Source organism: Enterobacter chuandaensis, from assembly GCF_039718975.1.
GTDB lineage: Bacteria > Pseudomonadota > Gammaproteobacteria > Enterobacterales > Enterobacteriaceae > Enterobacter > Enterobacter chuandaensis.
Map to the genome: position 1 here is coordinate 3,446,372 of NZ_CP097173.1, position 14,374 is coordinate 3,460,745.

General features: G+C 57.0%; 12 protein-coding genes. 8 read left to right on the forward strand and 4 right to left on the reverse strand.

Annotation, left to right across the window (positions count from 1 at the left end; all coding sequences use genetic code 11):
- Positions 1–90: 90 nt before the first annotated feature.
- Complete coding sequence (locus tag MX657_RS16635) at positions 91–1,521, reverse strand: 6-phospho-beta-glucosidase (protein WP_346806191.1); 1,431 nt, start codon at positions 1,519–1,521, stop codon at positions 91–93.
- A 266-nt stretch (positions 1,522–1,787) separates the two neighbouring features.
- Between MX657_RS16635 and purM the strand changes: the two genes are divergently transcribed.
- From purM to ppx, 4 genes are all read left to right on the forward strand, one after another.
- Positions 1,788–2,825 carry a phosphoribosylformylglycinamidine cyclo-ligase gene (purM, locus tag MX657_RS16640; protein ID WP_119915376.1) on the forward strand — a complete coding sequence of 346 codons (1,038 nt, stop codon included), beginning with the start codon at positions 1,788–1,790 and terminating at the stop codon, positions 2,823–2,825.
- Positions 2,822–3,463, forward strand: a complete 642-nt coding sequence (gene purN / locus MX657_RS16645; RefSeq protein WP_119915375.1) for a phosphoribosylglycinamide formyltransferase — start codon at positions 2,822–2,824, stop codon at positions 3,461–3,463. Before purM ends, purN begins: the two co-directional genes overlap by 4 nt.
- Before the next feature lie 183 nt (positions 3,464–3,646).
- Positions 3,647–5,707 (forward strand): polyphosphate kinase 1, encoded by a 2,061-nt coding sequence (gene ppk1 / locus MX657_RS16650; protein WP_080328448.1) that lies wholly within the window; start codon positions 3,647–3,649, stop codon positions 5,705–5,707.
- Between the two features lie 3 nt (positions 5,708–5,710).
- Complete coding sequence (gene ppx, locus MX657_RS16655; protein ID WP_119915374.1) at positions 5,711–7,249, forward strand: exopolyphosphatase; 1,539 nt, start codon at positions 5,711–5,713, stop codon at positions 7,247–7,249.
- A gap of 4 nt (positions 7,250–7,253) precedes the next feature.
- Here the strand turns inward: ppx and MX657_RS16660 are convergent, their stop codons facing one another.
- Positions 7,254–9,494: an EAL domain-containing protein gene (locus MX657_RS16660; protein ID WP_346806192.1), complete on the reverse strand. Its 2,241-nt coding sequence runs from the start codon at positions 9,492–9,494 to the stop codon at positions 7,254–7,256.
- 353 nt (positions 9,495–9,847) lie between these two features.
- Here MX657_RS16660 and MX657_RS16665 point away from each other — a divergent pair, with 353 nt between their 5' ends.
- Complete coding sequence (locus MX657_RS16665; RefSeq protein ID WP_116343197.1) at positions 9,848–10,036, forward strand: YfgG family protein; 189 nt, start codon at positions 9,848–9,850, stop codon at positions 10,034–10,036.
- Here the strand turns inward: MX657_RS16665 and MX657_RS16670 are convergent.
- Positions 10,033–10,923 carry a LysR family transcriptional regulator gene (locus MX657_RS16670; RefSeq protein WP_346806193.1) on the reverse strand — a complete coding sequence of 297 codons (891 nt, stop codon included), beginning with the start codon at positions 10,921–10,923 and terminating at the stop codon, positions 10,033–10,035. The two genes, MX657_RS16665 and MX657_RS16670, sit on opposite strands and share 4 nt — an antisense overlap.
- 97 nt (positions 10,924–11,020) lie before the next feature.
- Between MX657_RS16670 and MX657_RS16675 the strand changes: the two genes are divergently transcribed.
- The gene (locus MX657_RS16675; protein WP_346806194.1) at positions 11,021–12,193 is read left to right on the forward strand and encodes an MFS transporter; all 1,173 of its coding nucleotides are present in this window, start codon (positions 11,021–11,023) and stop codon (positions 12,191–12,193) included.
- Here the strand turns inward: MX657_RS16675 and MX657_RS16680 are convergent.
- A complete protein-coding gene (locus tag MX657_RS16680; RefSeq protein WP_080328647.1) occupies positions 12,190–12,915 on the reverse strand; it encodes an SDR family oxidoreductase in 726 nt (241 codons plus the stop codon). The two genes, MX657_RS16675 and MX657_RS16680, sit on opposite strands and share 4 nt — an antisense overlap.
- 210 nt (positions 12,916–13,125) lie before the next feature.
- On the opposite strand from MX657_RS16680, the gene MX657_RS16685 reads away from it, so the two are divergent.
- Both MX657_RS16685 and MX657_RS16690 read left to right on the forward strand, forming a co-directional pair.
- Positions 13,126–13,587 (forward strand): DUF6130 family protein, encoded by a 462-nt coding sequence (locus tag MX657_RS16685; RefSeq protein WP_080328443.1) that lies wholly within the window; start codon positions 13,126–13,128, stop codon positions 13,585–13,587.
- Positions 13,588–13,598: 11 nt separating this feature from the next.
- Positions 13,599–14,342 carry an alpha/beta fold hydrolase gene (locus MX657_RS16690; protein ID WP_119915370.1) on the forward strand — a complete coding sequence of 248 codons (744 nt, stop codon included), beginning with the start codon at positions 13,599–13,601 and terminating at the stop codon, positions 14,340–14,342.
- The last annotated feature ends 32 nt before the right edge of the window (positions 14,343–14,374 follow it).

Consider the following 14,374-nt stretch of genomic DNA (forward strand, 5'->3'; position numbering starts at 1 on the left):
GGCTTGGGTGCGGGGTCTTGCCCGGTGGCGCTGCGCTTACGCGGGCCTACGTGTAGTGTAGGTCGGGTAAGCGTTAGCGCCACCCGACAATTAGAGGTTGTCGCCGTTGCTCGCAATCACCTGCTTATACCAGTCGAACGATTTCTTCTTGCTGCGGTTCAGGGTGCCGTTTCCTTCGTTGTCTTTATCCACAAAGATAAAGCCGTAGCGTTTTTTCATTTCGCCGGTTCCGGCAGACACCAGGTCGATACAGCCCCACGGGGTGTAACCCATCAAATCCACGCCGTCTTCCACCACCGCTTTTTTCATTTCGCGGATGTGCGCGGAAAGGTAGTCGATGCGGTACTGGTCATTCACCGTGCCGTCGCTCTCCTGCACGTCAATCGCGCCAAAACCGTTTTCCACAATAAACAGCGGCAGCTGATAGTGATCCCAGAACCAGTTCAGGGAGTAGCGCAGCCCGACCGGATCAATCTGCCAGCCCCAGTCGGATTTCTGCACGTAAGGGTTGGAGACCAGGCTCTTGCTCTCGTCGTAATCCAACTGCGGGTTGTCCGCCGTCGCTTTGGTGGCGAAAGACATATAGTAGCTGAAGCCGATGTAATCCACGCAGCCCTGCTTCAGCGCGGCTTTATCTTCTTCGGTGATATCCAGCGCGAAGCCGCGACGCTCGAAGTAGTTGAGCAGATGCTGCGGATATTTGCCGCGCACGTGCACGTCGGTAAACCAGTAGCGACGGTGCATAGCATTCATCGCCATCATCATGTCGTCCGGCGCGCAGGTCAGCGGGTAGATAGGACACATGGCAATCATGCAGCCGATCTGCAGCGACGGGTTAATCTCACGCCCCGCCTTCACCGCCAGGGCGCTGGCCACCAGCTCGTAGTGCGCCGCCTGGAACATCACCGGCTCGCGGTCTTCACCCGGCGCGTACTTCAACCCGGAGTTGGTAAACGGCGCAAAGTCTTCGTGGAAGTTGGCCTGGTTGTTGATCTCGTTAAAGGTCATCCAGTACTTCACTTTATGCTGGTAGCGCTCAAAAACGACCTTCGCAAAGCGCACAAAGAAGTCGATCAGCTTACGGTTGCGCCAGCCGCCGTATTCCGTGACCAGGTGGAACGGCATCTCAAAGTGGGAAAGCGTAATAACCGGTTCGATACCGTACTTCAGACATTCGTCGAACAGATCGTCATAGAATTTCAGGCCCGCCTCGTTCGGCTCAAGCTCGTCGCCTTGCGGGAAGATACGCGTCCAGGCGATGGAGGTACGGAAGCATTTGAACCCCATCTCGGCAAAGAGTTTGATGTCTTCTTTATAGCGGTGGTAGAAGTCGATGGCCTCATGGTTAGGGTAATTTTTCCCCTCCAGCACGCCGTTAGTGATTTCACGCGGCACGCCGTGCGCGCCCGCGGTCATGACATCGGCCACGCTCACACCCTTGCCACCCTCTTTCCAGCCGCCCTCAAGCTGGTGTGCCGCAACGGCGCCACCCCACAGAAAACCTGCTTTGAATCCTGACATTCGCTTTCCCTCATTCTGCGTTATTTTCTGCAAAAACAATTACAGAAACCGGTTTCAGTTCGATGATGTGCAAAGAGGATATTCGTTGCAAGCAGATCACCGAAACCGGTTTCATTTTCGTGAACGGAGTCAAGTTTGGCTGCATTTACAGATCCCGAAGAAAAAAAGATCCCCGCGCCGAGAATAGGCTCGCAAACGTTTGCCTGGACTGTTAGAATTGCGCCGATTTTTCTTACTAGCTATGCAATCGCGTGGGGATTTAAGCCGTGACCAACAAAACTTCTCTCAGCTACAAAGATGCCGGTGTTGATATTGACGCAGGTAATGCGCTGGTTGACCGAATCAAAGGTGTGGTGAAGAAAACCCGCCGCCCGGAAGTGATGGGTGGTCTGGGTGGCTTCGGCGCACTGTGCGCGCTGCCGCAAAAATATCGTGAACCTGTTCTGGTCTCGGGTACTGACGGTGTAGGCACCAAGCTGCGCCTGGCGATGGATTTAAAACGTCACGACACGATCGGTATCGACCTGGTCGCGATGTGTGTGAATGACCTGGTGGTTCAGGGCGCAGAGCCGCTGTTCTTCCTCGATTACTACGCGACCGGCAAACTGGATGTGGATACCGCAGCCAGCGTCATTAACGGTATCGCCGAAGGCTGTCTGCAGTCCGGCTGTGCGCTGGTGGGCGGCGAAACCGCGGAAATGCCGGGCATGTACCACGGCGAAGATTATGACGTCGCGGGCTTCTGCGTCGGCGTAGTAGAAAAATCAGAAATTATCGACGGCAGCAAAGTGGCCGATGGCGATGTGCTGATCGCCCTGGCCTCCAGCGGCCCGCACTCTAACGGCTACTCTCTGGTGCGTAAAATCCTCGACGTGAGCGGCTGTGACCCGCTGACCACCGAGCTGGACGGCAAGCCGCTGGCCGACCACCTGCTGGCCCCAACCCGCATCTACGTGAAAAACGTGCTGGAGTTGATCGAGAACGTTGACGTTCACGCTATCGCTCACCTGACCGGCGGCGGCTTCTGGGAAAACATTCCGCGCGTTCTGCCGGACAACACCCAGGCGGTGATCGACGAATCCTCATGGCAGTGGCCAGCCGTCTTCAACTGGCTGCAGACCGCAGGCAACGTGAGCTCTCACGAAATGTACCGCACCTTTAACTGCGGCGTGGGCATGGTTATCGCCCTGCCGGCAAGCGAAGCGGATAAAGCGGTTAAACTGCTGACCGAGAAAGGTGAAAACGCGTGGAAAATCGGTACGATTAAAGCTTCCGACTCCGAACAGCGTGTGGTCATTGAATGAAAAACATCGTGGTGCTCATTTCCGGCAACGGAAGCAATTTGCAGGCCATCATAGACGCCTGCAAACAGAAGAAAATTAATGGCACCATTCGGGCAGTTTTCAGCAACAAGGCCGACGCGTTCGGCCTTGAGCGCGCGCGGGAAGCGAACATTCCGGCGCACGCGCTGGAAGCCAGCCAGTTCGCCGGGCGTGAGGCCTTTGACCGCGAGCTGGTGCAGGAGATTGACGCCTACGCGCCGGACGTGGTGGTGCTGGCGGGCTATATGCGAATCCTCAGCCCGGCCTTCGTCGAACACTACGCCGGTCGACTGCTGAATATTCACCCTTCTCTGCTGCCAAAATATCCCGGCCTGCATACCCATCGTCAGGTGCTGGAAAACGGCGACGAGGAGCACGGTACCTCTGTCCACTTCGTGACCGACGAGCTGGACGGTGGTCCGGTGATCCTGCAGGCGAAAGTGCCGGTCTTTGACGGCGACAACGAAGACGACGTGACCGAACGCGTGCAGACCCAGGAACACGCCATTTACCCGCTGGTGGTAAGTTGGTTTGTTGACGGGCGTCTGGCGATGCGCGACGGTGCAGCCTGGCTGGACGGTGTGAAGTTACCCCCGCAGGGTTATGCTGCCGAAGAGTAGTTTGCTATATCGGGTGGCGCTGCGCTTACCCGATATTCCCTCCCCCAACCTGCTAAATTCCCCAACAAAAAAAATAACTGTCATACTTTTCTGGCACTGTTGGACATATCGTGGAAATGCTCGCCATAATAAGGACGAGACGGATTTACCACGTCCTGTGATTGAACTGGAGTGTGAGCTGTAATGGGTCAGGAAAAGTTATATATCGAGAAAGAGCTAAGCTGGTTAGCATTTAACGAACGTGTACTCCAGGAAGCGGCAGACAAAAGTAACCCGCTGATCGAACGCATGCGTTTTTTAGGCATTTATTCCAACAACCTGGATGAGTTCTACAAGGTTCGCTTTGCCGAGCTGAAAAGACGGATCATCATCAGCGAAGAACAGGGCTTAAACTCTCACTCGCGGCATCTGCTGGGCAAAATCCAGTCCCGCGTGTTGAAAGCCGATCAGGAATTTGACGGCCTGTATAACGAACTGCTGCTGGAGATGGCGCGCAATCAAATCTTCCTGATTAACGAACGTCAGCTTTCCGTTAACCAACAAAACTGGCTGCGCCACTACTTTAAACAGTACCTGCGCCAGCACATTACCCCGATTCTCATCAACCGCGAAACCGATCTGGTACAGTTCCTGAAGGATGACTACACCTATCTGGCGGTGGAAATTATTCGCGGTGAATCCATCCGTTACGCGCTGCTGGAGATCCCGTCCGACAAGGTGCCGCGTTTTGTGAACCTGCCGCCGGAAACCCCGCGCAGACGCAAGCCGATGATCCTGCTGGATAACATCCTGCGCTACTGTCTGGACGATATCTTCAAAGGCTTCTTCGATTACGATGCGTTAAACGCCTACTCGATGAAGATGACCCGTGACGCCGAATATGACCTGGTGCACGAGATGGAAGCCAGCCTGATGGAGCTGATGTCCTCCAGCCTGAAACAGCGCCTGACGGCCGAGCCGGTGCGCTTTGTCTATCAGCGCGACATGCCGGACGCCATGGTGGAGATGCTGCGCGAGAAGCTGACCATTTCGCGCTATGACTCCATCGTGCCGGGTGGCCGTTATCACAACTTTAAAGACTTTATTGGCTTCCCGAACGTCGGCAAAGCCAATCTGGTGAACAAGCCGCTGCCGCGTCTGCGTCATATCTGGTTCGACAAGTTCCGCAACGGATTCGACGCCATCCGCGAGCGCGACGTGCTGCTCTACTACCCCTACCACACCTTTGAACACGTGCTGGAACTGCTGCGTCAGGCCTCGTTCGACCCGAACGTGCTGGCGATCAAAATCAACATCTACCGCGTGGCGAAAGATTCCCGCATCATCGATGCGATGATCCATGCCGCGCACAACGGCAAAAAAGTCACCGTGGTGGTTGAGCTGCAGGCGCGCTTCGACGAAGAGGCCAACATTCACTGGGCGCGCCGTCTGACGGAAGCGGGCGTGCACGTGATCTTCTCCGCGCCGGGGCTGAAAATTCACGCCAAGCTGTTCCTGATCTCCCGTAAAGAGGGCGATGACGTGGTGCGCTATGCCCACATTGGTACCGGGAACTTTAACGAAAAAACCGCGCGGATTTACACCGATTACTCGCTCTTAACCGCTGACGCCCGCATCACCAACGAGGTGCGCCGGGTCTTTAACTTTATCGAAAACCCGTACCGTCCGGTGAGCTTCGACTATCTGCTGGTCTCGCCGCAGAACTCGCGCCGCCTGCTGTACGATATGATCGACAAAGAGATTGCCAATGCCCAGAAAGGGCTATCGTCCGGCATCACGCTGAAGCTCAACAATCTGGTCGACAAAGGGCTGGTGGACAGGCTGTACGCGGCGTCCAGCTCCGGCGTGCCGGTTAACCTGTTGATCCGCGGCATGTGCTCGCTCATTCCGGAACTGGAAGGCATCAGCGACAATATTCGCGTCATCAGCATTGTTGACCGCTACCTGGAACACGATCGGGTCTATATTTTCGATAATGCTGGCGATAAACAGGTCTATCTCTCCTCGGCAGACTGGATGACGCGCAATATTGACTACCGAATTGAAGTCGCAGCGCCGCTGCTGGATCCGCGTCTGAAACAGCGTATCCTCGACATTATCGAGATCCTGTTCAGCGATACGGTGAAAGCTCGCTATATCGACAAAGAACTCAGTAACCGCTATGTACCGCGCGGCAACCGTCGTAAAGTGCGGTCGCAACTGGCGATTTACGACTATATCAAATCACTCGAGCAACCTGATTAACCTATGCCGATAAATGATAAGACCCCACGTCCGCAGGAATTCGCCGCGGTCGATCTAGGCTCAAACAGTTTCCACATGGTCATCGCCCGTGAGGTGGATGGCGCGCTGCAGATCATCGGTCGTCTGAAGCAGCGCGTCCACCTGGCGGATGGGCTTGATGAACGCAGCATGCTCAGCGAAGAGGCGATGGAGCGCGGGTTAAACTGCCTGTCGCTGTTTGCTGAACGCCTGCAGGGCTTCTCGCCCTCCAGCGTGTGCATCGTGGGCACCCACACGCTGCGCCAGGCGCTGAACGCGCCGGAGTTCCTCAAGCGGGCCGAAAAAGTGATCCCCTACCCGATTGAGATCATCTCCGGTAACGAGGAAGCGCGTTTGATTTTCATGGGTGTTGAGCACACCCAACCGGAAAAAGGGCGCAAGCTGGTTATCGATATTGGCGGTGGCTCAACGGAACTGGTGATCGGCGAAGACTTTGAGCCGCGCCTGGTGGAAAGCCGTCGTATGGGCTGCGTCAGCTTCGCGCAGATGTATTTCCCGGGCGGCACCATCACCCGCGAAAACTTCCAGCGGGCGAAAATGGCGGCTGTCCAGAAGCTGGAAAATCTGGCCTGGCAGTACCGTATTCAGGGCTGGAACGTGGCGCTGGGCGCGTCGGGCACCATCAAGGCGGCGCATGAAGTGCTGCTGGCGATGGGTGAAAAAGACGGTTTTATCACGCCTGAACGCCTGACCCTGCTGACCGAAGAAGTGCTGAAGCATAAAAGTTTTGACGCCTTAAGCCTGCCGGGGCTTTCCGACGAGCGTAAGGCGGTCTTCGTGCCGGGGCTGGCGATCCTCTGCGGCGTGTTTGACGCGCTGGCGATCAAAGAGTTGCGCCTTTCCGATGGCGCGCTGCGTGAGGGCGTGCTGTATGAGATGGAAGGCCGCTTCCGCCATCAGGATATTCGCAGCCGCACCGCGCAGAGCCTGGCCAACCAGTACAACATCGACCGCGAACAGGCGAAGCGCGTGCTGGAAACCACAGTGCAGATGTACGAGCAGTGGGAGGAGCAAAATCCTAAGCTCGCGCACCCGCAGCTTGCCGCGCTGTTGAAGTGGGCCGCGATGCTGCACGAGGTGGGGCTGAACATCAACCACAGCGGCATGCACCGCCATTCCGCCTATATTTTGCAAAACAGCGACCTGCCTGGCTTCAATCAGGAGCAGCAAACCATGATGGCGACCCTGGTGCGTTATCACCGCAAAGCCATCAAGCTCGACGATCTCCCGCGCTTCACGCTGTTCAAGAAAAAGCAGTTCCTGCCGTTAATTCAGCTGCTGCGCCTGGGCGTGCTGCTGAACAACCAGCGCCAGGCTACCACCACCCCGCCGACGCTGAAGCTCAAAACCGACGACCATCACTGGACGCTGAGCTTCCCGCACGACTGGTTCAGCCAGAACGCGCTGGTGCTGCTGGACCTGGAAAAAGAGCAGCAGTACTGGGAAGCGGTCACCGGCTGGATGCTCAAAATCGAAGAAGAGAGCGCGGACGTCGCCGCGTAAGGGCTCAGGCGTCCCCGGTGGACGCCTCTGCTTCCGGCAGTGACTCAAGCGCAACCGGGCTGCCGATCAGGTAGCCCTGGACATAATCGATACCCAGCGCGTGAACCGCGCTACGTATCTCTTCAGTCTCCACATATTCTGCCACCACCAGCATCTTCTTCATGCGCGCCAGGTGACAGATAGACGCCACGATCTGGTAATCCAGGCTGTTGTTGACGATATTGCGGATAAAGCTGCCGTCGATCTTAAGAATATCGGCATCCACGCTTTTCAGTCGCGCATAACTCGCATACCCGGTACCAAAATCATCAATCGCAATACGCACCCCTGTTTTCTGCAGCTGCCTGAGGGTGTGTAGCGCCTGCTCCGCGTTGCAGAAGGTGCTGCACTCCGTGACTTCAAAGATCAGCTGCCACGGCTCAATGGCATATTTCGCCAGCAGGCGGCTCACCTCAAGCGGGAACTGTACCCGGCACACGGTTGAAGGGGCCAGATTAATGGCAAAGCGCTGGCCGGGCAGCCTTTCGCGATGCGCCGCGAGGAAGCGCAGCGTGTGGTCCAGCACCCACAAATCCACCCGCGAAGAGAGGCCAAACTCCTGGGCGACGGGCAGGAACTGTTCAGGCGAGATCAACAACCCGTTTGCATCAGGCATGCGCAGCAACACTTCGTGATAACCATCACCGCGCAGGCCGCGAACGGGCTGCACTAACAGCGTAAATTCGTCGTTATCCAGCGCGTGCTGCAGGCGGCTCATCACCGCGACTTTATCTTTCAGGCTGCGCTGCAGATGGACGGCACCGCGCTGCTGAAGATTTTCCGGATGGTTAGAGGAGAGCGACAGATCGGCAACGACCCCGAGTTCACCCAGCACCAGATAGAGGTGGTTAACCGGCGAACGCACATAGCAGTAGCTCACACCCACCTGCGGCTGCAGCGGCATCCCGTCCCAGACAAAGCGGAACTGCTTGATATGTTCGTCGAGGGTCTCAATCCGCTGCTGGTGCGACTCGGCGTTAAGACGAACCGCCATGTCATACCCGGTCAGGTGATAGACCTGCTCATTGGACTGGAGCGTACCGTTAATCCACTGCGCCAGCTTCTGCTTGTACTGAATGCGCAGCAACACGCCATAGTTACGGCCCAGAACCTCCAGCTCAGGAATGCGCAGTAAACAGAGCGCCGACCAGGGGTTTTTCGCCAGATCGCGCGACAGCGCCCGCAGGTTAGGCATATGCACGACCGGGTCAAGCAGCGCCAGCCTGCGGGAACGTTTGTTCACCGTGCGCTGCCGCGTCGCCAGCATCGACATGTAAATCACAACAAACGAAAAGACCAGATAACTGGAAGAGGTGATCGCCAGCTGGATATCGTACCCCTGGTTCACAGGGATATAGCGATAAAAATAGTGAATAGAAACCAGCAGCACCGGCGTCCAGATCAGCGAAATCAGCTTATAGCCTAAACGCATCGCGCCCCAGAGCATCACCGGCATCAGCAGCGACAGGGTGTAGTTGGTGGTGAAAATCGAACTGTTTTCATTCAATGGCAACAACAGCAGCGAAAGCAACCCACCGAGTGCCACCGTCCACAGCAGAAATTCTGTTGCCGTCACCTTTTTGTCTATCTGCAAACGGATTTGCGAGATGAGGCTTTTGATATACCTCGGATGGCGAATCAGGCGAACAAGCAGATAGCTCAGCGGCACGCCCGTCAGCCCGCTGACCAGCAGCGCCTGATAGTTGATCAGCGTGCGAATATTGAGCGGGTTAAGCCCTGCCAGGCTCTGGCGACTCTCATATACGCCCAGATATACCGCGAACTGGAACAGCAGCAGAAACAGCGTCGCGGGGCAGAAGGCCTGCCAGAAGATGCGCTGCGCCATCAGCCGCACGTCGCCGTAAGCCGTCATATTACGTCTGGGGGCAAACACCCGGTAGCCACCCCAACTGAGCACCAAAGGAACGACAAAATGGAGGATCCCTGCGACGGTTTCAAACAGCCCAACCGACGGGTAATAGCGGATAAACAGGGATAATAAAATCCCGGGAAGCGCTTCCAGACCAAAAAACATCATCAGTGAAAGCAAAAATGAGAGCGGTAAATAATAAAGGGCCGCAATACCGTCCCCCAGCTGCGTGAACGTATTCGCCACGCTCAGCACAGGAAGTAAAGCCACCGGTAAAATAAGCGGCAATGCCCACCAGCGGTGTTTATTGTTTTTCAGAAAAGCGAAAATGTTCATAGATGCCCGATTAAACCCCTTTTTCTCCAGAGGGAAAAATAAAGACAGGCATCCAACCTGACCTGGCGCCGCCCGGCGACGTGCGGGGCGAACTGTGTGGAGGAAGGATTTTAAATAGCAGGGCCGGAAATCCGTTGACTTAAATCAAACTATTTTACGCAAATAAGTCTTGCCTGAAATTTTTTTGAAATAATTTTCTTCATATTATCAATATGGTAAATGCAAATATTAATTTCAATAACAATAATTAATGTAAACGTTGACGGTTATTTACACATTACGGAATTGACCCTCTCATCCCGCTGTGCCTTAATATCCCCGTCGCCCAAAAGGGCATACCCAGGAAAAAGAGAGTGAGTCAGGCCACGCGTATGCGCAAACGACACCGTTTTAACACCCGGATGACCCGCATCATACTGCTCATCAGCTTCCTGTTTTTCTTTGGCCGCTTCGTTTACTCTTCAATCGGCGCCTGGTATCACCATCAGGATAAGACCCAGTCGCAGCAGTCCAGCCTGAACGTCGACGCCGCCGATCGCTAACCCACTGATGGGTTTTGCACCAGCCGAATAATTCCTGCGATCCCTTTGCTGAGGATTTTATCCTGCCGCATTACGATGGCGAGCTGGCGCTGCAGCATGGGCGTGAGCGACATAACGCAGAGTCCTTCACGGTCAGCGTCATGCTCAACCGCCATTCGCGGAACAATACTGTAGCCGAGCCCCACGCGAACCATACGTTTAATCGCCTCAATGCTGCCAAGCTGCATCACCGGCGCGATCGTTAACCCCTTGGCCGCAAACCAGCCATCAATGAGCGCCCGGGTACCGCTGCCTGACTCAAAGGCAATCAGCGGCTGAGCATGGAGCGCCTCCGGGGTTAACTCCCTGAAAGCGTCCTGCTGCTCCCGCGACGCGATAAAAACAAACTCCTCGTCCATCACCGGCATGACGTCCAGCGCTCTACCGCTGACCGGTAGCGTCACCAGCCCCATATCAAGACGGTTCTCTTCGATGGCCCTGACGATGTCAAGGGTGTTGCCTGTTGTTACACCCACCCGCAGAAGAGGATAGTCGCGGCGCAGCTGTTCCAGCAGGGGCGGCAGGAGGTGGATACAGGCCGTCGCCCCCGTGCCAAGGGTAATGGTCCCGCTGACATCGTGACTGAACGCGCTCACGGACCGGAGGGTTTCGTCCACAACCTGCTGAATGCGCTCTCCGTGCACCAGCAATGCCTCTCCGGCCGCTGTAGCCTTAATGCCCCGCCCGGTACGCTCCACCAGCCGCGTTTGCAGAAACTGCTCCAGCTGGCGTATTTGCAGGCTGACGGCGGGCTGGGAAATGCCCAGCAGATCCGCCGCAGAGGAAAAGCTGCCGCGCTGGATCACCAGACGGAACGTCGCGAGATAGCCGAGATTAAGCGTCGTCATTCAAAGTTTCTCTTATACAGCGCATAAGGTTGCAGGCCTGCCAGCACAATACCGCGCTCGCTATGCTCAGGACAACTGCATAACGGAATGAAAAACAATGGAAACACCTGCCCTGCCTCGCCGCCTTGCCTTTACTACCGGATGTAATCAGCTTATCAACTGGGGGATCTCATTTTATTTGCCCGGCACTTTTGCGCGGGCGATTTCAGCCGACCGGGGGTGGTCAGCGCCGCAGATTTACCTCGGCCTGACGCTGGCGATGCTGGTGATGGCCGCGGTCTCCCCATTTGTCGCCCGCCTGCTGGCACGCTTTGGCGGCCAGAAGGTGGTGATGGGCGGCACGCTGCTGATTGCCGCAAGCTGCGCGGGTATGGCGTATACCCGGACGCTGTCTGGCTGGTATGGCGCCTGGCTACTGTGCGGCCTCGGGATGCGCCTGTCGCTGTATGACGCACTGTTCGCCGCGCTGGTCAATCTTTATGGCCAGCAGGCACGCGGGACGATCTCACGTATTACCCTGATGGGCGGGCTGGCGTCTGCCGTCTTCTGGCCGCTGGGTGACATTTTACTCAAGGTGATGACATGGCAGGACGCGCTGAAAATCTACGCCCTCTTCGGATTACTGAGCGCCCTGCTGCTTCGCCACTTACCGTGTCAGCGCTTTATGGTGAAGCCAAAAGCAAGCGCGCCGGTCTCGCCACGAGACAGGCGTAACGGCTGGCTGTATGCGACCTTTATTGCGCTCATTACCTTCGTCTCAAACGGGACCTCTACCCACCTTCCCGAGTTTATCGCCAGTTTCGGCCTGCCAGTCGCGGTCGGCATGCTGTGGGGGATCGGCCAGACGGGCGCGCGCTTTATGGCGGTGCTGGCGGGTGCACGCTTAACTCCGTTAAAACTCACGCTTTTTACTGCCCTTGCCATGCTGCTTTGTTTTCTCATCGGGCTGAGCAGCACCCTGTTTGCCTGGTGTGCCGCCGGATTTGTGCTGGGCTATGGCGCAATTAACGGGCTGGTAACCATTGTCAAAGCGACCCTGCCGCTGGAGCTGTTCAGCGCGGAACGTTACGCCAGCCGGACAGGCATGCTTCTCATCCCGGGCCAGCTGATGGCCGCGGCTTCCCCGTTTGCCTTTGCGTGGCTGAATAAAACACTGGGTATTACGGGCACGCTGTGGTTTTCGGTGAGCCTGACGCTGATTATCGCGGGGCTGGCGGTAAGTATGTTGAGATCGCAACCGCAGCAGGGCGTCCCTGCCCTGAGCGACTAGAGCACAAAGCCACCGTCAATAGTCAGGCTCGCTCCCGTCATATATCCGGACTCCTCGCCAGCAAGCCATGCGGCAAGCGATGCGATCTCGTCCGGCTGCCCGATGCGCTGCAAAGGGATATGCGCCACGATCTGTTCCGCCATTCCGGCCGTCATATCCGTGGCGATGGGGCCGGGCTGGATGTTGTTAATGGTGATCCGCTTAGGCGCCAGATCCAGCGCCAGGTTTTGCACCATCGCAGCCACCGCGGCTTTACTCATTGCGTAAACGCTGCTTCCCGCATGCCCGGTCCGCACTGCGGTGTTGCTGCCAATGGTGATCACTCTTCCCCCTTCCGCCATCCCATTTACTGCCGCCTGAATAGAGAGGAAAACCCCGCGCACGTTCACCGACAGCGTGGCATCCAGATCTTCCAGCGAGAATTCCTCAAGCCTTCCAAGCCGCAGAACGCCTGCGTTCACTACGGCGACATCCAGCCTGCCGTAATGTTTAATCGTGGTATCAACCGCAGCCTGAATAGCGGCAGCGTCCGCGCTATCCGCATTAATCGCCAGCGCCTGTCCGCCCGCATCAGCAATGGATGAGACAAGCGCATTCGCCCGGTCCGGGCGTGATACCCACGTCACGGCAACGCGATACCCTTCCTTCGCCAATCGCACCGCTATAGCCGCGCCAATTCCACGTGCGCCGCCGAAAATCAAAGCGACTTTTTGACTATTCATCATATTTTCTCCGGTCAGTTTGCGCACCCGATGGGGCGCCTGGAGATACCATGCCAGCAAACAGCCTGTTGTGCCCGGGCAGAATGTATCACACTGTATCTGCCCCATCAGGCTTACGCGTCGATACAAAAACCCCGCATAAGCAAACAGGTGCGATACATAAAAATGGTCTGCTGTCTCTCGTGACATTCCCCACGAGGAGATACCGAAATGATTCGCCAGCATCTGTTGCTTTCCATACTCGCCCTGACGACTTCCGTCTGCGCTGCCCCCCTGAGCGGCCTCAGCGCCGCCGACGTTAACGGCCCTGCCGCCGTTGCGCCGCTGGAACACCCGCAGCCGCCCGCCAGGCTGATCGTCGATCCGCCGCTTGCCGGGCCGCTAAGCAAAGGCGCGGTGTTTATCCAGTACCGTGCCGAAAACCTGCGCATCGAGCCGGTATTTGGCCCCGAGGCGCTCAAGGTGACCCCGCGCATCGGGCACATTCACGTGGTGGTGGACGGCGCGCCGTGGCACTGGGCTGACGCCAGCGGCGAGCCGGTGATCCTGGTGGGGCTGCCCGCCGGTAAGCACAAGGTAACGATCATCCTGGCCGACCCAACACACAAGCCGCTCGACCACAAAACTATTGAATTCACCGTCCCGCCCCACGCGGCGGTCCACCATTTTTAAGGAGTCTGAACATGAAAGCATTGTCTGTACTGACGGCTGGCCTGCTGGCGCTTTCCGCCAGTGCCTTCGCGGAAAGTAAAACCAGCGTTGTGCTGGTGCACGGCGCGTTTGCCGACGGCAGCAGCTGGAATAAGGTGATTACCCTGCTGCAGAAACAGCACGCAGAGGTCATTGCCGTCCAGCTCCCGCTCACCTCGCTTAAGGATGATGTTGCCGCCACAAAACGGGCCGTCGCCCGTGCGAAGGGTGACGTGGTGCTGGTGGGCCACTCCTGGGGCGGCACCGTCATTAGCGAGGCGGGCAACGATGCGCGGGTAAAATCGCTGGTATATGTGGCGGCATTCGCGCCGGACTCCGGCCAGTCGACGGCGGATCTGGCAGGAAGCTACCCTGCGCCACCGGGCAGCGCGGGTATCGCTAAAACGGCGGACGGCTATTTATACCTGCCGACGGAAGCCGTCAGGAAGGACTTCGCGCCTGACGTGAAACCGGGTGAACAAAACGCTATTGCGGCCACGCAGGGGCCGATTAAGGCCGATGCTTTTAGTGAAAAGGTCGCCCACGCGGCGTGGCATGACAAACCGAGCTGGTTTGTGGTCAGCAAACAGGATCGGATGATCAATCCTGACCTGGAGCGCGCGATGGCGAAGGCGATTCATGCGAAAACCACCGAGGTGGCGGCAAGCCACGTGTCGATGGTCAGCCAGCCGCAGATCGTTGCCCGGACGATTGAGCAGGCGATCGACGCAAAGTAATATTTTGCGAACTGTAGGCCGGGTAAGCGCAG